At 64.9% G+C, this 18,062-nt stretch carries 16 protein-coding genes and 2 pseudogenes; 12 read left to right on the top strand and 6 right to left on the bottom strand.

Annotated elements, in window-relative coordinates; genetic code table 11:
- Nucleotide 1 precedes the first annotated feature (1 nt).
- Nucleotides 2-385, bottom strand: coding sequence for a cupin domain-containing protein (locus L1080_RS16705; RefSeq protein ID WP_009475598.1), 384 nt, complete (start codon nucleotides 383-385; stop codon nucleotides 2-4).
- A gap of 313 nt (nucleotides 386-698) precedes the next feature.
- Between L1080_RS16705 and L1080_RS16700 the strand changes: the two genes are divergently transcribed.
- From L1080_RS16700 to L1080_RS16675, 6 genes are all read left to right on the top strand, one after another.
- A complete protein-coding gene (locus tag L1080_RS16700; protein ID WP_250776144.1) occupies nucleotides 699-1,892 on the top strand; it encodes an NAD(P)/FAD-dependent oxidoreductase in 1,194 nt (397 codons plus the stop codon).
- A gap of 45 nt (nucleotides 1,893-1,937) precedes the next feature.
- Complete coding sequence (gene glnT / locus L1080_RS16695; RefSeq protein ID WP_250776141.1) at nucleotides 1,938-3,299, top strand: type III glutamate--ammonia ligase; 1,362 nt, start codon at nucleotides 1,938-1,940, stop codon at nucleotides 3,297-3,299.
- 24 nt (nucleotides 3,300-3,323) lie between these two features.
- The gene (locus tag L1080_RS16690; protein ID WP_250776139.1) at nucleotides 3,324-4,220 is read left to right on the top strand and encodes a class II glutamine amidotransferase; all 897 of its coding nucleotides are present in this window, start codon (nucleotides 3,324-3,326) and stop codon (nucleotides 4,218-4,220) included.
- Complete coding sequence (locus tag L1080_RS16685) at nucleotides 4,208-4,906, top strand: GltB/FmdC/FwdC-like GXGXG domain-containing protein (protein WP_159920543.1); 699 nt, start codon at nucleotides 4,208-4,210, stop codon at nucleotides 4,904-4,906. Before L1080_RS16690 ends, L1080_RS16685 begins: the two co-directional genes overlap by 13 nt.
- Before the next feature lie 10 nt (nucleotides 4,907-4,916).
- Nucleotides 4,917-6,263: an FMN-binding glutamate synthase family protein gene (locus tag L1080_RS16680; protein WP_250776136.1), complete on the top strand. Its 1,347-nt coding sequence runs from the start codon at nucleotides 4,917-4,919 to the stop codon at nucleotides 6,261-6,263.
- A 103-nt stretch (nucleotides 6,264-6,366) separates the two neighbouring features.
- On the top strand, nucleotides 6,367-7,599 hold the full coding sequence (locus L1080_RS16675; protein WP_250776134.1) for an allantoate amidohydrolase: 1,233 nt from the start codon (nucleotides 6,367-6,369) through the stop codon (nucleotides 7,597-7,599).
- A 343-nt stretch (nucleotides 7,600-7,942) separates the two neighbouring features.
- Here the strand turns inward: L1080_RS16675 and L1080_RS16670 are convergent, their stop codons facing one another.
- Complete coding sequence (locus tag L1080_RS16670) at nucleotides 7,943-8,404, bottom strand: hypothetical protein (protein ID WP_250776132.1); 462 nt, start codon at nucleotides 8,402-8,404, stop codon at nucleotides 7,943-7,945.
- A 209-nt stretch (nucleotides 8,405-8,613) separates the two neighbouring features.
- Here L1080_RS16670 and L1080_RS16665 point away from each other — a divergent pair, with 209 nt between their 5' ends.
- The 3 genes from L1080_RS16665 to L1080_RS16655 all read left to right on the top strand — a co-directional run bounded on the left by L1080_RS16665 (nucleotide 8,614) and on the right by L1080_RS16655 (nucleotide 10,963).
- Nucleotides 8,614-9,072, top strand: coding sequence for a helix-turn-helix domain-containing protein (locus L1080_RS16665; protein WP_159920589.1), 459 nt, complete (start codon nucleotides 8,614-8,616; stop codon nucleotides 9,070-9,072).
- A 6-nt stretch (nucleotides 9,073-9,078) separates the two neighbouring features.
- The gene (locus L1080_RS16660; protein ID WP_250776130.1) at nucleotides 9,079-10,269 is read left to right on the top strand and encodes a PIN domain-containing protein; all 1,191 of its coding nucleotides are present in this window, start codon (nucleotides 9,079-9,081) and stop codon (nucleotides 10,267-10,269) included.
- Nucleotides 10,270-10,615: 346 nt separating this feature from the next.
- On the top strand, nucleotides 10,616-10,963 hold the full coding sequence (locus L1080_RS16655) for a hypothetical protein (RefSeq protein WP_250776261.1): 348 nt from the start codon (nucleotides 10,616-10,618) through the stop codon (nucleotides 10,961-10,963).
- A gap of 190 nt (nucleotides 10,964-11,153) precedes the next feature.
- Here L1080_RS16655 and L1080_RS16650 read toward each other — a convergent pair whose 3' ends face one another.
- Both L1080_RS16650 and L1080_RS16645 read right to left on the bottom strand, forming a co-directional pair.
- Complete coding sequence (locus tag L1080_RS16650) at nucleotides 11,154-12,245, bottom strand: anti-sigma-D factor RsdA (RefSeq protein WP_250776128.1); 1,092 nt, start codon at nucleotides 12,243-12,245, stop codon at nucleotides 11,154-11,156.
- A 637-nt stretch (nucleotides 12,246-12,882) separates the two neighbouring features.
- A complete protein-coding gene (locus tag L1080_RS16645) occupies nucleotides 12,883-13,155 on the bottom strand; it encodes a hypothetical protein (RefSeq protein ID WP_250776126.1) in 273 nt (90 codons plus the stop codon).
- Nucleotides 13,156-14,709: 1,554 nt separating this feature from the next.
- Here L1080_RS16645 and L1080_RS16640 point away from each other — a divergent pair.
- Together L1080_RS16640 and L1080_RS16635 are read left to right on the top strand one after the other, a co-directional pair.
- On the top strand, nucleotides 14,710-15,393 hold the full coding sequence (locus L1080_RS16640; RefSeq protein ID WP_159927006.1) for an MspA family porin: 684 nt from the start codon (nucleotides 14,710-14,712) through the stop codon (nucleotides 15,391-15,393).
- Nucleotides 15,394-15,452: 59 nt separating this feature from the next.
- Nucleotides 15,453-16,136 carry an MspA family porin gene (locus L1080_RS16635; protein ID WP_250776124.1) on the top strand — a complete coding sequence of 228 codons (684 nt, stop codon included), beginning with the start codon at nucleotides 15,453-15,455 and terminating at the stop codon, nucleotides 16,134-16,136.
- A 278-nt stretch (nucleotides 16,137-16,414) separates the two neighbouring features.
- Here the strand turns inward: L1080_RS16635 and L1080_RS16630 are convergent.
- Nucleotides 16,415-16,495: pseudogene (locus tag L1080_RS16630) on the bottom strand (CoA-transferase); the annotation flags it as partial.
- On the opposite strand from L1080_RS16630, the pseudogene L1080_RS16625 reads away from it, so the two are divergent.
- A pseudogene (locus tag L1080_RS16625) lies at nucleotides 16,495-16,648 on the top strand (SDR family NAD(P)-dependent oxidoreductase); the annotation flags it as partial. The pseudogenes L1080_RS16630 and L1080_RS16625 sit on opposite strands and share 1 nt — an antisense overlap.
- Before the next feature lie 161 nt (nucleotides 16,649-16,809).
- Here the strand turns inward: L1080_RS16625 and L1080_RS16620 are convergent.
- On the bottom strand, nucleotides 16,810-18,039 hold the full coding sequence (locus L1080_RS16620; RefSeq protein WP_159920601.1) for a cytochrome P450: 1,230 nt from the start codon (nucleotides 18,037-18,039) through the stop codon (nucleotides 16,810-16,812).
- Between the last annotated feature and the right edge of the window lie 23 nt (nucleotides 18,040-18,062).

Below are 18,062 nucleotides of genomic sequence, written 5' to 3'. Positions count from 1 at the left end.
ATCAGGGAGCGAAGGAACGGTGGCCGACGAAGTAGGCCAACGCGCGGTCGGGGGTGGTGAAGCGGATGCGCGAGCCCTTGGGGAAGAAGATCGCGTCCTTCGCCTTCGCCACCTCGACCTGGCCGGTGTCGAGGTTCTCGAGGGTGAACTCCCCTTCGAGGACGACCTTCATCTCGTCGTAGGCATAGTAGTAGTCGAGCGGGGCGTCGGTGCGCTGGAGTTCGAAGTAGCCGGCCGACATCTCCGAGCCGTCCGGGTTGGCGAAGACGTCGTCGATGTATCCCTTGGTGCCCGGGTACTCCGAGACCGGCATCTGAGGCAGGTTCTCGTGGAATCCGGCGGTGACGCGGAACGGGACGGCGGTGGGCTTGTCGGTGGTGGTCATGGGTTCTCCCTGAAGGCGTGGTGATGGGATCGGTAAGCTCCTCGACGTGAAACGAGAAGTAACACTAGGAAACCACAGGACATATTTCGCCGACGTAAATTAAGGCAGGGTCGCTGAAGACATGCACTTCGACGCCGGAATACTTCTTGAAAGAGTTTATTAGCGGGGAGATCTGGTGATCCACCGACAACGTTGCCGTAACGCGATGGACATATTCGACGTGTTTCCTGGTGAACAACACAAATTCCTGCGGTGAAACGATCCGCTACTCGAGCCATAGCGTCCGATAATCCGGCCGAATGAAGGAAGCAACGTGACACAGACAGCAAAGTTCGTGATCGTCGGTGGAGGACTCGAAGGTCTCGCCATCGCCTGGTCGCTCGCGGACCGCGGAGAGACGGATGTGCTGGTCCTCGAGCGTGACACCTTGTGCTCGGGGATGACCGGCAAGTCCAGTGGCGTCGTCCGGTGCCACTACGGGACGCCGTCGCTGGCGGCGATGTCGTGGTACGGCGTCGACATCTTCGCCAGGGCCACCGAGATCTTCGGCGACGACATGGCGTTCCGGCAGTGCGGATACGTCGTCGGCGTCGGCGAAAACAACATCGACCCGCTGAAGGCGAACGTCGCGATGATGCAGGGCCTCGGCATCGACGTCGACTACATCGGCCACGACACGATGGCCGAACTGTGGCCGGGGCTGCACCTCGACGACTTCGCCGCTTTCGCCTACGAGCCTCTCGGTGGCCGTGGTGAGGCGTACATGGCGGGGATGGCGTACGGTGCGTCGGCCCGCAAGCTGGGCGTCACAATCCGGCAGAGCACGCCGGTGGCGTCGCTGCTGCAGAACGCGAGCGGCCGCGTCTACGGGGTTACGCTTGCGAACGGCGACGAGGTGCATGCCGAGCAAGTGATCCTCGCGACCGGCCCGTGGGCACCCGAACTCGGTGCCGGTGTCGGCGTCGACATCCCGGTGAAAGCCCAACGGGCGCAGCTCGTGCTGATCGATCAGGGTGTTCCGACGCCGGAGGTGCCGGTGTTGTCGGACCTCGCCGGACTGCAGTACATCTGCCGGGAGCCGAACGGTGAACTGCTGGTCGGCAACAGCGACCATGCCGCGCCCGAATACATCGACCCCGACAAGTACAGCAACCGCGCGGACGATTCCACCATCGAGAAGAACATCATGAAATTGGGAAACCGGCTGCCGGACATGCCCGACCCGCGGATCACGTCGTCCTACGTCGGCGCGTACGACGTGACGCCCGACTACAACCCGATCATCGGACCCGCACCGGTCGACGGACTGTTCCTCGCCACCGGGTTCTCCGGTCACGGTTTCAAGATCTCACCGGCGGTCGGCCGCCTTGTCGCCGACATGCTCCTCGACGACGGAAAGACGACCCTCCCGAACGTCGAGCCGTCCGACTTCAGGCACTCACGCTTCGAGGAGGGTGACCTCCTGTTCAGCCTGCACCCCTACGAGGGCGCCGGCGAGATGCGCTGAACCACAGACCCCCTCACCCCTAGACCACCAGTTCAGGAGCTACCCATGGCTGTCGACACTGCTGACGCGTTCACCGCGCAGAACATCGTGACAACCCCACCGCAGACCTTGTCCGAGGTGGCCCGGGCCACCGGAACCACCTTCATCCTCGCCCTGTTCGTCACCCTGTCCGGCAAACCGTGCGCCAAACTGGTGCCGATCGAGGCCGTCGAGCAGCTTCAGGACGACGGCGTGGGCTTCGCCGGCTACGCGGCCGGGCACATGGGGCAGGAGCCCAAGGACTCCGATCTCGTTGCCATACCCGATGTCTCGTCGTTCACGCCGATCCCGTTCGTGAAGCCCGGACTGGCGATCGTGCACTGCGACCCGCACGTCGAGGGCAAGCCCTGGCCGTATGCGCCGCGGGTGATCCTGAAGGAGACGCTGAAGAAGGCGTCCGATCTCGGCCTGTCCGTCAACGTCGGCGCGGAGATCGAGTACTTCCTCGTCCACCGCACCGGCGACGGCGCTCTCACCACCGCGGACACCGCCGACGTCAGCCGGCAGCCGTGTTACGACGCCCGCGACGTCACCCGGATGTACGACCATCTGACCGAGGTGTCGCAGGCGATGAACGCGCTCGGGTGGGGCAATTACGCCAACGACCACGAGGACGGCAACGGGCAGTTCGAGCAGAACTTCGACTACGCCGACGCCATGACTACCGCCGACCGGGTGATCACCGCAAGGTATCTGCTGTCGGTGATCGCCGAGAAGCGCGGAATGAAGGCCACATTCATGCCCAAACCCTTCTCCGACCGCACCGGGTCGGGCATGCACCTGCACCTGTCACTGTGGAACGACGCCGGTTCGGTGTTCCCGGACGGCGACGACCCCAAGGGGCTGGGACTGTCGAGGACGGCGTACGCGTTCATCGCGGGGATTCTCGAGCATGCGTGTGCGCTGCAGGGTGTTATCGCGCCGACCGTCAACTCCTACAAGCGCACCGGGGCCACCTCGACGAGCAGCGGCGCCACCTGGTCGCCTCGCTACGCCACCTACGGTGGCAACGACCGCACCCACTACCTCCGGGTTCCGGACAAGAACCGGGTGGAACTGCGCGGCGGCGACGGCTCGGCCAACCCCTACCTGGCCGCGGCCACCGCCATCGCCGCCGGCCTGGACGGCATCGAACGCGAGCTCGACCCCGGCACTCCCGGCTCCGGCGACAGTCCCAGTGACATGCTGCCGATGACACTGCTGCACGCGATGGACGCCCTGGAATCGGATCCGGTGGTGACGGGCGCACTGGACGTCGCCGGTCCCGGGGTCGCCCAATACTTCGCGACACTCAAGCGCGAGGAGTTCTTCGCCTGGCACAACACCGTCTCCCCGTGGGAGCTCGACCACTACCTGACAGCGTTCTGAACGACCTCCCGAAAGGAGACATCCATGTGTGGAATCGTCGGACTTCACCTGCGTGAGCCGTCCCTCTACCCACAACTCGGCACCCTGCTCACCGACATGCTCGGTCAGATGTGTGACCGCGGACCCGATTCCGCAGGCATGGCCATTTACGGGGACCCGGCCTGGTCGCCGGTCGGTGAATCGACGGTCTCACTGCTCGACTGCCCCATTCCCGCAGCGGAACTCGCCGCCACGCTGTCGGCGTCACTCGACACGACCGTCACCGGAATCGACCTGTCCCCGACGACGATCCTGCACGGTGTTGTCGGCGCAGCGGATCTCGCGGCGGCCGTGCGCAGCGTGGCGCCGTCGGCACGGATCATCGGGTTCGGTGACGACCTGACCGTCCTCAAGGGCGTCGGGAACCCCATCGACCTGGCGAACCGGTTCGGGCTGCCGTCGGCGAGCGGCTGGCAGGGTGTTGCGCACACCCGCATGGCCACCGAATCCGCGGTGACCGCCGAGGGTTCGCACCCGTTCTCCGTCGGCCCCGACCAGTGCCTGGTGCACAACGGGTCGTTCTCGAATCACATGAGCATCAAGCACCAGCTCGAACGTGACGGCGTCGCGTTCGACAGCGCCAACGACACCGAGGTCGGGGCGCGGTTCGTCGCCAAGCAACTCGCCGAGGGTGTCGACCTGGAGAAGGCGCTGCTGATGCTCAACGAGACATTCGACGGCTTCTACACCCTCCTCGTCTCGACCGCCGACTCGTTCGCCGTGGTCCGCGACGCCATCTCCTGCAAGCCCGCCGTCATCGCCGAGACCGACCACTGGGTCGCGATGGCCTCCGAATACCGCGCCCTGGCGAACCTGCCCGGCGTCGACAACGCCCGAATCTTCGAGCCCGAACCGGAAGAGGTGTACGTATGGCACCGGTAGCCACCACCGAAGCGACTGTCCTGAACCTCGAGACGTCGAGTACCCGTGCCATCAACGAGCGGCTCACCTCGCCCGAAGCACCGAAGGCGGTGACCGTCACCGGCCCGCAGGGTGCGCACGCGCTGGCCTGCGGCCTCGACTCCGACATCGACGTCACCATCGACGGGCACGTCGGCTACTACTGCGCCGGCATGAACCAGCACGCGACCGTGACGGTCAACGGCAACGCCGGCGTCGGGGTCGGGGAAAACATGATGTCGGGGACCGTGCACGTCAAGGGTGATGCGTCGCAGTCCGCGGGCGCCACCGCCCACGGCGGCCTCCTCGTGATCGACGGCAATGCCGCTGCCCGCTGCGGGATTTCGATGAAGGGCGTCGACATCGTCGTCGGCGGCAACATCGGCCACATGTCCGCGTTCATGGGTCAGGCCGGACGTCTCGTCGTCCTCGGCGACGCCGGCGAAGCGCTCGGCGACTCGCTGTACGAGGCCCGCATCTACGTGCGCGGCACCGTCGCCTCCCTCGGCGCCGACTGCATCAAGAAGGAGATGCGCGAGGAGCACCGGACGGAACTGCGGGAGCTGCTCGATCGGGCAGGTTTCGACGCGGACCCGTCCGAGTTCACCCGCTACGGCTCCGCCCGCAAGCTCTACAACTTCCACGTCGACAACGCCAGCGCCTACTAGGAGAACCCTCATGAACACCCCGAACCCGGCCCTGCGCGAATCGGCGACGTTCGACCGCGGCGTCATCTCCGAGATCCAGCGGGCAGCCGAGACCGGCATCTACGACATCCGCGGCTGGGGCGCCAAGCGCCAGCTGCCGCACTTCGACGACCTGCTGTTCCTCGGCGCCTCGATGTCGCGGTACCCGCTCGAGGGCTACCGCGAGAAGTGCGACACCGACGTCGTGCTCGGCGACCGCAACGCCAAGTTCCCGCTGCACCTCGACATTCCGATCACCATCGCCGGCATGAGCTTCGGCGCACTGTCCGGGCAGGCGAAGGAGGCCCTCGGCCGCGGCGCCAGCGAGGTCGGCACCTCCACCACCACCGGCGACGGCGGCATGACCCCCGAGGAACGGGGGCAGTCGAAGAACCTCGTCTACCAGTACCTGCCGTCGCGGTACGGGATGAACCCGGACGATCTGCGTAAGGCCGACGCCATCGAGATCGTCCTCGGCCAGGGTGCCAAGCCCGGCGGCGGCGGCATGCTGCTGGGGCAGAAGATCACCGAACGCGTCGCCGGGATGCGCACCCTCCCGATGGGCGTCGACCAGCGGTCGGCGTGCAGGCACCCCGACTGGACCGGCCCCGACGACCTCGCCATCAAAATCATCGAACTCCGCGAGATCACCAACTGGGAAAAGCCCATCTACATCAAGGTCGGCGCCACCCGCACCTACTACGACGTGAAACTCGCCGTGAAGGCCGGCGCCGACGTCGTCGTGGTCGACGGCATGCAGGGCGGCACCGCCGCCACCCAGGACGTGTTCATCGAACACGTCGGCATCCCCACCCTCGCCGCGATTCCGCAGGCGGTCCAGGCGCTGCAGGAACTGAGGGTGCACCGGAGCGGGGCGAGCGGAGCGACGGCGGGTAGATCCGTTCAGCTCATTGTGTCGGGCGGAATTCGCAGCGGCGCGGACGTCGCGAAGGCCATGGCGCTCGGGGCGGACGCTGTCGCGATCGGCACCGCCGCCCTGATCGCGCTGGGCGACAACAGCCCCCGCTACGCGAAGCAGTACGAGCAACTCGGCTCCGCTGCCGGGTTCTACGACGACTTCCAGGCCGGCAAGGACCCCGCCGGTATCACCACCCAAGACCCGGAACTGTCGAAGAACCTCGACCCCGTCGAGGGCGGACGGCGGCTCGCGAACTACCTGCGGGTGCTCACCATGGAGGCACAGACCCTCGCCCGTGCCTGCGGCAAATCCCACCTGCGCAACCTCGAACCCGAGGACCTCGTCGCCCTCACCGTCGAGGCGTCGGCGATGGCCCGCGTACCCCTCGCCGGCACCACCTGGATCCCCGGCGCCCTGTAGGCGGCTCCGCCGCCCGTGCGCCTTTTTGGTAGCTGGGACAACCAAAAAGGCGCACGGGCGCGAAGCGCCTGCCCGCTGAAACTATGAGTAGAGGACCGAGAACATGACTTCCTTCGATTCGCTGTGGGCGAGCATCCTCGATGTGGGACAGCACAAGTCGACCAGGGGATACCGAAGATTCGCGTGGAACGACGCCGACATGACGCTGCGCGAATGGTTCGCCGACTGCGCGCAGGCTCGCGGCATGAGCGTCGAGGAAGATCGCAACGGCAACCTCTGGGCGTGGTGGATGCCGAAGGGGTGGGAAGGAGACCCCCGCGATGCGTTCGTCACCGGATCGCACCTCGATTCGGTGCCCGACGGCGGCGCCTACGACGGACCCCTCGGGGTGGTGTCCGCGTTCGCTGCCATCGACATCGTCCGCGACCGGGGCATCGAACCGACCCGACCCATCGCGGTCACTGCCTTCTCCGACGAAGAGGGTGCCCGCTTCGGAGTCGCCTGTGTCGGCTCACAATTGTCCACCGGCGCACTGGCACCCGAACGTGCCCTCGCATTACGCGACAACGACGGCATCAGCCTCGGTGAAGCATTGGTCGGCGTCGGCCGCGACCCCCGCCATCTCGGCGAGGACCCCGACCTCGTCGACCGCGTCGGCGTATACGTCGAGTTGCACGTCGAGCAGGGACGCGCCCTCGACCTGATCGACAGCCCCATCGCCGTGGCCTCGTCGATCTGGCCGCACGGCCGGTGGCAGTTCGTCTTCACGGGGGAGGCCAACCACGCCGGCGCCACCCGCCTCGTTGACCGCCGCGACCCGATGCTCGCCTTCGCCTCCTCCGTCCACACCGCCCGCACTGCCGCGACTCTGCACGAGGCGGTCGCGACGTTCGGGAAGGTGCAAGTACTTCCCAACGGTGCCAACGCCATTCCGTCGGAGGTGCGGGCGTGGCTCGACGCCCGGGCCGCCGACGAGGAAACATTGTCCAAGCTGGTCCAGCAAATCACCGCGGAGGCGCAGGCCTACGCGGCCGCCGACGGTATCGGTCTCGACGTGGACGCCGAATCCGTCACACCGATCGTCGAGTTCCCGCACTCGACCCGGGAACGACTCCGCCACTCACTCGCGCACCTCGGCGACATTCCCGTCCTGCCGACCGCGGCCGGACACGACGCCGGGATCCTGTCCGCAAAGGTGCCCACGGCGATGATGTTCGTCCGCAACCCCACCGGCGTGTCCCACTCGCCCGCCGAGTTCGCCGAACCCGACGACTGCAACCGCGGCGCCCAAGCCCTCGCAGATGTGATGGCGGACTGGGTGAGCGGGCAACAGTAGACATATCAGGGGCAGCGCCGATCCCTTCAGCGCTTCGCCGACCGCGGTGACGGTGGTTGTCGTGGTCTCTATCGCGCTGTCCGGTATCGGCCTGTTTCATGAGGACGCGGGACGGTGAGTTCTTCACCGGACAGGTCGGCGCCGGGCAGTTCGACGGACTTGGCGGTCGGTGTCCTCGACGTCCACGACGGGGTTCGGCGTCGAAAGGAAAACGTGACGTCCCTCGTCCGGGAAGGTTGGTCCCGTCAACCGCATCCGCCGCTGGAAGGCTGTCCGTCTCGGTTCGCGTTCGCCGACGGTTCTGGGCTGCCCTCGGATACGTCTGTGCCGATAACCTGCTGGACTACTTCTCGTTGTGGTGGGTGTCATTCCATGCGCGGAGGAGGTCGTTACAGAGGGTGGTCTTGAGGTTGCGCAGGTGGCCCAGGTCTGATGGTCGCGGGGTCATCGCGGCATGGAGGAGATGGAGGAACCTGTTGCGTTGTACGCCGAATCTGATGAACAGGTTCTCGGCGTCGGCGCCGCCGTAGGGGGCCCATTCGATGGCGAAGGCAACGAGCGCCCGGTCCGTGGGGCTGATGGAGTGCACGCTGGTCAGGAGATCGCAGGCGTGCAGGGATTGTCGTAGCCAGTCGAGCTCGGGAGAGCCGGTGGGAACGCCGCGGGCGGCGCGCCGTCGCCGGGCCGAGCGGTTGCCGGTTGGGCTGCGCTCGGGGCGAGCCAGGCAAGGGGCGCCGGTGTCTGCAGCGGACGGGTTGAGCGTTGCCGGTGATGTCCTTGGCGATGGGGCGGGGTTTTCAAGCATGGGTGCCTCGAGCGTGTGAAGAATTGATCGGGTCTTTCTATAGTTCTTCATTACCGACCGATTCGGACCGGCCGTTCGGCGGGGTGGGGTGCCTGTCCAGGTGCCCCCGTGGAGCTCGGCGGGGGATTGGCCGGGCTCGGTATGGTGCGGGGCCAGTCCTGGCGGTGGCGGTTGATTGCGTGTTCGTTTTTTTCGTTTTATGGTGGGCTATGGCCGCTCTGATGAACCGCACGGTGTTGCCGCCGCCCACCGACGATCGGGATCGTCTCGCCGCGCTGAAGGATGTTCTCGCTGGTTCTGCAGAAGTATCGATCTCGACTCCGGAAGGGTCGGTGCCCCTGCCGGACAGTGTCCGAGGGTTACTCGTCGACGCGGTCACTGCGTTGGGTCGGGGGCAGGCGGTGACGGTGGAGCCGCATCGCACGGTGCTGACGACGCAGGAGGCCGCGGAGCTGTTGGGCGTCACCCGGCCAACGTTGGTGCGGTTGTTGGAGGCGGGGAAGATCCCGTACACCTCACCTGGTCGGCATCGGCGGGTGGAGTTGGCGGATGTGCTGGAGTTCCAGCAGGGTGAACGGGCGCGTCGTGGCCAGGTACTCGAGGAGATGGCCCGCGAAGAAACCGCGGATTCCGGCGATGCCGCTGACGGCTTCATCTCGACCCGCTGATCCGAGATGGCTGCCTTCCGGGTGGTTCTCGACGCGTGCGTCATGCTTCCCCAGACGCTGAATGATCTGCTGCTCACCCTTGCCGATGCCGAGTTGTTCCGTCCGGTCTGGACGCCGGATCTACTCGACGAGGTCGAACGGAATCTGTCCGGCGAGCGGTTCGGGAATTCACCCGAACAGGCGGCGCGGCGAGTGCAGCAGATGCGCAGGGCGTTCTCCTTCGCGGAGGAGGAATCACGCGGATATCGGGAGCTGATTCCCCCGATGGCCAACGAGCCGAAGGACCGGCACGTTCTGGCTGCGGCGGTACGATCCGGCGCGGCATTGATCGTGACCGCCAATCTGAAGGACTTCCCGCGTGCGGTGCTCGACCCGTTCGACGTCGAGGTCGTCCATCCCGACGAATTCCTCTGCGATCAACTCGATTTGGACCCGGAAGCGGTGTTCGAGTGCATACACGTGCTGATCGCCCGCAACACGCTTCCGCCGCGCACGGTGGGGGAGTTCCTCGAGTTACTCGCGCGGCTGACCCCGCGGTTCGTCGACGCCGTCCGGGCACTGCTTGCCGCCCCGGACGAAGCCTCCGCCGCCGGTGCGGAACCGGTGGCGTCGTCTCTTCCAGAGCTGACCGACGAGCAGATCGACTCCCTGCCGCCCGAGGTGCGGCAGACGTACCGGCAGCTTCGTGCGATGGATCCAGCCGAGCGGGTGCGGTTCCTCGGGCATGCCGAGCTGGTGAGTGCGGCGTGGGCGTTCTTGACTCCGGTGTGTGTGGACGGGGATCTGCTGTCGGTGTGGCCGAATGTGGATCCCGAATTCCGGATGGTACTTGCCTGGAACTGGGTGCAGGACAATCGTCGCGATATCGATGCGGACGGTTGGGATGGTGAGGCGGTTGCGGCCGCCCTCGCCGAACCAGAGCCGGATCATCCGTTGTGGGTACACTTCGAGCGCGTACACGTGCGGTCGTTCCGGGCGATGCTGCCGGATCCGGCGACATGGGGAATCGGCACTGGCACAAGGCTGGTCGCCCCGAAAGTCGAAGTGCTCTATGTGCACGACACCTCGACACCGGAGGGTGGCGGGTGGCGGCCGAACGACCCCCGCCTTATGTACCCGGTCCTCATGCATCTTGTCGACGGGCGATGGCTGGTGCGAAACCTGGGGTCTGAGGAGGACCCGGTCACCTGGGGCTGAGTCGACGGTCTCTCCGGCGAATACCCGCACGGGGACAAAGTCCGATTCAGCGCGCACCGGGCCACCGATCACGGTTCGAAGATCCGCACCCACGCCGGAGCGGTGTTCTTCTAGGCACTCGACGAACTTGCCCGCGCTGCGAAGTCCGTGGGCGGGTCGTGTGGGTCGCGGTGAAACGGGTGCGGGGTGTGTCATGGAGAACGCCGGAGCATCACGGCTGCCGCAATCAGGCGGCGATCCGGGCGATAAGCACTCGGCGCGAGCGCTCTGCGAAAGAGATCGGATATCGACAACGGGACTTAAGGCCCTAGCCACAAAGTATTTCGTCGTGCTTACGATTCCGAGTGTGACACTCAGCTCCCTGTCCTTGGCCCTTCTGCGTGTGAACTATCGACTGGCGCGGCTTCCGCTTCAGTTGGTTGAAGACGTGGCGGTGGCTCGGCTCGACGAACAGGCGCCGATACGGCTTGCGTACGAGCAGATCCTGATCGAGTGTGACCGTGCTGCGGCGTACTTGCTCAGCGATCGGAAAGCGGCCAACCGGGCGACCGAGCTGACGCGGCGGACCGCGTCGGTGCGCCTGTTGATTGCCCGTGAACATCACCGCGTTCAGCACCGTGGTGTGGTGTTGCTCGATGAGCAGCGCGAGCGGTTTCATCAACGTCGTCAGCAGGGCGTGGGTTCGTTGACATGACGTGTGTCGTTTCGCCGTTCCGGTGGGTCGGCGATATCGACCGGTGAGCCGACGGCCGCCCAGGTGGGTCGTAGGGAAGTTGCGCGCATCATCGGCTCGCGCCGGCCGCGCGGACCTTCCCCCTTTCGTCCGGTGTGAGGCAACCGCGAACGCTTGCGAAGCCGAAGAGCGCCGCGCGGCCGCGGTGTCCTCAGCTGGTCGGGACTGGCGGCGGGAGCGGCGCTGGAGAAAGCTCCTGCGGCGGGGGCTGCTGGGTGGGTGGTTGGGTAATCGGGTTGTCCGACGGTGGGGGTGGCTGCATGGTCGGGTTCTCCGACGGTGGGGGTGGTTGCGTCGTCGGGTCGTCCGGCGGCACAGGCGCGGGCAGCTGCGGAGGCGGGACCATCGTGATGGTGGGTTCAGGGCTGGGGGACTGCCATGTCTCGGGTGGAAGCGTGAGCGTCGTCATGAGGAGCGGCGGCGCTGACGTGGGTGGTGGTCCGGGAAGCTGCAGATCTGGGGGCGGGGTTTCCGGCAGTTGCTCGACTCCGGGCGCCGTCGTGGAACCCGGTGCTTCCAGCACGGTAGCCGGCAGTTCGGTGGTCGTCGTCGGCGCTTCGGTGGTGGCGGTACCGGCCGTTGTGGTCGTCGGCGGCGGGGTGGTGGGAGCGATCTTCTCGAGTTCTGCGGCCAGCTTCGCCCGCCATGCGTCGAGTTCGTTGCGGGTGTCGGCGTCGCGGACCCCGCCGGCACGGTCGGCGGCGCCCTCGAGCAGGTTCTTCGCCGCCTCCGCGTCGCCCGCGGCGATCAGCCGCTCGGCTTCCTGCAGCTGGGAGGTGGTGTCGATCTGCGCGACGGTCGAATCGGCCTGCTGGCTGAACACCACCGATTTGACGCTCCAGAGTGGATCGCCGGGTGCGGCGTTGTACGAGAAGATGGTGACGCCACCGATGACGATCGCGATCGCGGCGGCAGCGCCGGCGATGGGTCGCAACAGGCGGAGCGTGCCGCGGGCGGCGCTCCGTGCGGAACGAGCGTCGGAGGCGTCGATCGCCGCGATCACGTCGTCGAGCAGCGGACCGGTTGGCATCGGCGTCGCGACGATGTCGGCGCGCCAGTTGGTCAGCAGCAACGCGAGTTGGTCCTGTTCCGACGAATCCGATGCGACGGGATCGCCACTGGCGATCGCGTCGATCAGCGCGTCGTCGCGGCGTACTGCCGCGACGTCCACCGGTGCGTCGTCGTCTGGGAGATCGGCATCGGGATTGCCGTTGTGGGTGATGCCCCTAGCCAAATCTCTCACCTACCCTCGTCACCTGCGATGGCTCGGTGTTGAGCCATGCCGCCAGCTTCCGTGGTACTCCCCATGGCCGGGTCCTGGCTGACACCGCGGTTGACTGCGTCATCTGTTATTTCGGTGACGGGCTCCGACTTGTTACCGCATGTCAGCGAAGAAAGATCAATCGGAGCGCTCCACGTCGGTCGTGGGTTTCCGGGGGTCCGGACGCAGTTTGTTGCCGCACGAGCACACCCGTCCTACTCGGGCCGACCCCGGCGCACTCGGGCGGTCCTGAGGCCCTGGGCCGAGGTCGACGTTTTCAAGCATCGCTCCTTCGGGGTGAACGATCCTCCAAGGGGAATTATCCCCCGGCAGCCGGTAGTTGGCGAGGCCCGGCGGTGGCCGCACGTCATGCGCTTCCGCAAGCGCGGTCGCGTCGTCCAGCGTGGACAGTTCGGCGGCTGTGGCGGCGGCGGACCGTGCGCCGCTGGTGGTGGCGGTGACGCCTCGGCAGCGACGGGGCGGCCCGGTGTGGTGACCTTCGGGGCGCAGCACTTGGTTCGAACCGATTCACGACCATTCGCCGAGGAGAGGTGGGGTGGACCTTCGGCGGACTTTCCAGCGAGTTGGACCGTCGGGACTCCGTCGGCGGCGGCCGCGGTCATTCACGCCTTTTCAGCCGTGAGGTGTGTCGTTTCGCCACGTCGAGGTCGGCGTCAGCAGTTCCGAGGGTGTCCTGGGCGGCGCGGAGGGCATCGACGGCGCTCTCCAACACCTCCGGCGCCGTGGCCGGGGCGCCGAGGTCGTCCACCGCGAGCGCGGTCGCATCGAGGTCTGCGTAGGTGCGCTCGAGGTCGAGGAGGGCTCGGCGTAGGCCGTGTAGCGCATCCCGCACTGCGGTGACCTGCTCGTCAAGGTCAGCGGGCGTGCTCATTCGATCACGCCCCAGAGCACCGCGGCGGCGTTGTCGAGGCGCTGCACGTCGCCCAGTGTGCCCAACTGCTTGCACACGTCGGCTGTCTGCTGGCCAAGGTCGGTCATGCGATTGCTTCGTCTGTTGTGCATGACTACAGCATGTCGTGCCGGACGGCCCGTCCGATAGCACTTGGCGCGCAACGAGCGTCTGATGTGCCGCTCGGCGGGCAGGAATTGGCTTCGGCACCTCGAGAGGGGCGGGCACTGTGCGAGCCCCGCTTCTAGCCGGACCGGTAGACGTTCATGCGCATCTCGACCTCGGCAGGATCGGGGTCCAACGGTCACCCGGAGACGCCGAGGTGCCGTACTGGTCGGCCCGCTCGCCGTTGCAAGGCACCCGGCGGGAAGGAACTCGCCGTACTCCTCCTCCCACACATCGAGGGACTGTTCCCCTCCGGAACCGCCCAAATCCCATCGGCGAACAACAACTGCGTAACCAAGCAGTCCACACCGTCGAACCCGGGCGAGGATGAGACGCTCCAGAACAGCCGGCAAATCAATCAAGCACACCACGAAGGAGACAGCCCGCGATTGTCGCTCGGATCAGGCCCTGGAATCGCTCGGAAGAACAAGTTCAAGCCAACGTACGACGTTGTCCGCGTTCCACCCTCGGCCGCGTCCGCCATCGCAGTCGACCTCGACTGTGATTCGATACGTGAACATAAGTGGATCGTGTGATTGTGTCAAGCGATCCACCAGTTTGTTTCGGGTCGGTGGGTAAGCGGAGACCGTGCGTGGATCGGTTCCGAAGCGATTTCTGCACCTCGGTGATCGCTGCGTCTCCCGATTGGCCACCGATTGAACTGGTGCGATGCGGTCACGAGGATGCGACGAGCCCGCTTTGGCGAGATATACAGTATTTTTAGTAGACAAGGTGCCTCTTGCAAAGACTCGCGGTCTAGTTTACGGTCTGTGACCGGTAGCACAGTCGAACTATGCAAGGAACGATTCGAGGACGAGGCGGTCGCCGTCTGCGGCTAGACCTGGTCTCAACGAACTCCGTTCGGACTGTAAAGCGACGACTGGCGAGGGTGGCCGTAAAGAGAGGTGATGATCAGGACGGCGAGTAAGGCAATCAAGAACGGCGCTTGTTGTCGGGTTCCTATGTTCATGCGTCTCGGGCGACGCATTCAGGCGCAGGTAAATTGTCCTCCACTCTCGTCGGCGTGTAGAAAAGATCTCCCACGACTCAAAACTCGGTTATATCGGCGGTTTTCGTAAGACTGCGCATATTGGCCACGCGCAACTCGATGTTGTGCGCGGGTGCGGTAGTCGTTGGGCTTCGGTCGGACCATCAGTGCGATCGCCATGCCGGGCGTCGGCTAACCGCAGAGCGTGAGAGTTTCGAAACGGCATCGCTTATGCATGCGGTGTCTCGATCATCGCCGAGGTGGGATCGCCGAGATCTTGTTCTCGCAAGTGCCTTTCGTGGAGGAGAAATCGATCTCATATCCAGCTCGGCCCACGCGGGCCTCGCTAATTAGCTTCAACCCCGAACGAGGAGAATCAAGTGTTGATCAACGAACGTAAGCCTGGCTTCCGACGCAATGCGCGAATTGCAGGTCTGGGTGCTGCCGCCGCTCTTGCACTCTGCGTGATGGCCAATGGCGCAGCGAGTGCGGATACGCTCATACCGCTGCCCGACGGGTCGAAGGCTGGGCCGAATGCGACGGTGACGCGGACAGCAGAGAGTGCATTGGTTTCGCCGTCGTTGGCCGCCAACGGTGCCGGCCGCACCGCGTGGGTGTCGGGCACGGTGACGGCAGATGTCAAGGGCATCAAGGAGGTCACCGAAGCTCCCACCGCAAACGGGACTCCGAATACAGCCGGAACATACAATGGTTCGAACGGATCGACCACGCACGGAGTTTCACGAGTGTCGACCGGATATATCGTGGGTTGCCAGGTTGACGTAACGGGCCTGTCGGCCAACCCATCACTCAGCCTGGGGATGGACTCACTAGCAACGTCCATGGGTCTGACGGTTCCGCTGAATTCTGGTGAAGTCAAATATGTTCCGGTAACCGCCAAGGACATCTTGAAGGATGGTGTGTACACGTTGCAGTACCACGACGCCGAGCTGCAGGTGCAGAACTGTGGCGGTTTCGCGCAGGCACGCGCCTACACGGTCATGGAGATCGTCGGCAACGACTACTCGAAGACGGTGCTGTATGGAGCCCCGTTCAGCATTGGCTGATCCTGCATTTCCTATTCGCCCTTCTCGCACGTGCGAGTTTTGATCCCTGAAAGAGACCAATGACCAATAATCGTAAAAATAGTGTGCGGTTCGCTGTTGTCGGCGCCGCTGCCGTCGCCACCTTGGGATTCTTCTCCGTCGGTGCCGCCAACGCCGACACATTCGTTCCACTGCCAGGGGGATCGGCGACGGAGACACTGGCCGACGGCACTGTGGTGACAGTGAATTTGACGGACGAGAGCGCGAATGTTTCGCCGTCACTGGGCTCAACTCCGCTACACCGAAACGTCTGGGTGTCCGGTAAGGCATCGGTCAACCTCCAGGGCAATCCTGCGAAGACTGCCTACATCTATCCGGGGTACATCTTGGCGTGTCAGGTCGACTTCGGGGCCGGCGTCGGCGGCAACGCGGGAGCGTCAGTGACTCCCAGCCAACTGGCCACCGGAACCGCCTCGATTCCAGTCTCAGGCGGCGCGAACGGAGGTGTCACGCTCGGACCGGGTCAGGCCGTCGACACAGCGATCCTCGACATCGAGATGCCTGATGCATATGGATCAGAGATTCACTGGGGAGCACACTACTTCCAGGGTGGCGCGGGCTCGGTCGGCTGGTCTGATGTGTCCCTCGGCGTCAACGGCTGCGCTGGTTATGCCCAGGCCCGCTCGTACGTCAAGGTTGAGGTGGAGACGGACAATGTAAAGAGCACGGTCACGTTGTGGGGACAGCCGTTCAGTATCGGATAGAGCGACAGCCGATCGGAAAGTTGTAACGCCTAAGCCGAAATGGCATTGAACGTTCCGATTCGGCAGAGTCGCAAAGTGACTCATCAATGCTGCCTATGTGGCCCGCGCCCCGTTTGCGGCTGAAGGTCTCTTCTTTCGGTCGCAGCGGGGTGCAGTGGCTTATAGCGTGGACGTCGCTACACTGCGAACAGGCCTACAAGCGGCTCGGGCCGTCCGGGCATTCATTGGGTGGCGTACCGAGCAAGGTGGATCCGACGAGTCATCCCGGTGTGAGGCCGGCCCACTCCGGACACGATGTCGACCGTGTCGCAGAACACCCGGGACGAATGCTTGCCCACCCAGTAGCTCGTGGGGAGATTATGTTGCCGGATGTTGGCGCGGTGAGGCGAAAGCAGGCCGTGCCGTGAACGCCAGGATCATCAACACCAGTTCCGTTGCCGGACTGCAGGAGTCGATTGGGAAGGGCAACTACGGCGGCGGCGAAAACGGGTATCGCGGAGCTGACCATGCAGCCGAAGGGATCGGCCCCGTCGTCGCCGGCCTGCTCGCCAAGGCCGAAATCGCGGTCCCGGTCTACGGCGCCTGATCCTGATGTGCGAACGGGACGCTCGTTGCGATAGACCCAACGAGCGTCCCGTTCGTCCTGATGCCGCCCGGACCGGGAGGGCGTGGACTAGATGAGCCGTAGTCGGATTCTTTCGGGGCCCTGAGTTGCCGCCGAGGACCCGGAGAAGGTCGACGATTCGACGAGGTGCATGTCAGGAAACCGAGTCGCCAACACTTGCAGCGCTTCGGTCATTTCGGCCCGTGCCAGTGCGTGGCCGAGACACAAACGGTGGCCGCGCCCAAAGGTGAGATGCTTTGCTGCGTTCGCCCGGGTTGGATCAAATACATCGGGGTCGGGGAACATCGCAGGATCGCGGTTCGCAGCAAAGATATTGAGCGCGATCGGAGTGCCTGGGGAGAAGTGGATGCCGTCGACAACCAGGTCCTGGGTCACCGTCCGCAAGATGGTGTGCAGGGACGGCTGTAGGCGCATCGATTCGTCGATCGCAGCTGTTGCCAGGTCCGGGTTCTCGACGAGCGCATCCCATTGCCCCCGGTTCTGCATGAGAAGCGCCACGGCGGAACCGAACTGCAGCCTGGTGGTGTCATGTCCCGCGAAGAGAAGGTTGACAAGAGCGCCGAACATCTCTCCCTCGGAGAGACGCTCCTCGTTACCAGCGTCGGATTCCGCTTCGATAATCGCCGTCACGAAGTCGTCAGCAGGTTTCGCACGGCGAAGAGTAACTAGATCACGGAAGTACTCGTACAGACCGCGCAATGCGCGATCGATTTCGCCCATGAATGGGTCGATGGGGTAATGGGAGAGTCGTGCAAGACTGACAGTCCACTCCTTGAAAAGTGGAATATCCGCAACGGGCACGCCGAGTAGTCGGCAGACGACTTCGATGGGATATATATCGTTGAAGTCAGTGACGAGGTCCAGCTCACCACTGAGGGCGTGAGCGTCCAGCAGCTCCTCGGCGCAAGCACGCATGACCGGACGGAGGCGCCTCACTCGCGACGCCGAGAACGCCAGTTGCAGTACGCGCCGAATGGGATCGTGGCGAACCCACGGTATCAGCGGGAGCATGCCTTCGGATGCATACTGGAGGATCAGGTCCGAAGCGTCCTGCTGTCGGTAGTACTCGCTGCCGGGTCCGTCGAGGTGTTCTTTGTCCAGGGTAAGTTGGGAACAGGCTCCGTATGACAGGACTTCATAGCCGCGTACGGATCTGGCCAGCCATATCTGCTCCCGTGCGGCGCGCACTACCGACGCTGGATCAGTCTGGTATTCGCGGCCTTCATAGTCGAGATACGGAAGCCCCAGGTCTTCCAGCGTGCGTATCTGTGTCGTCATTGCGCTATCCTTTCTGGCCTGAG

This window comes from Rhodococcus sp. MSC1_016, from assembly GCF_023667485.2.
Classification (GTDB): Bacteria; Actinomycetota; Actinomycetes; order Mycobacteriales; family Mycobacteriaceae; genus Rhodococcus_F; species Rhodococcus_F oxybenzonivorans.
Note: the sequence above shows the minus strand (reverse complement) of the source record. Positions and strands in the feature narration are given on the sequence as shown.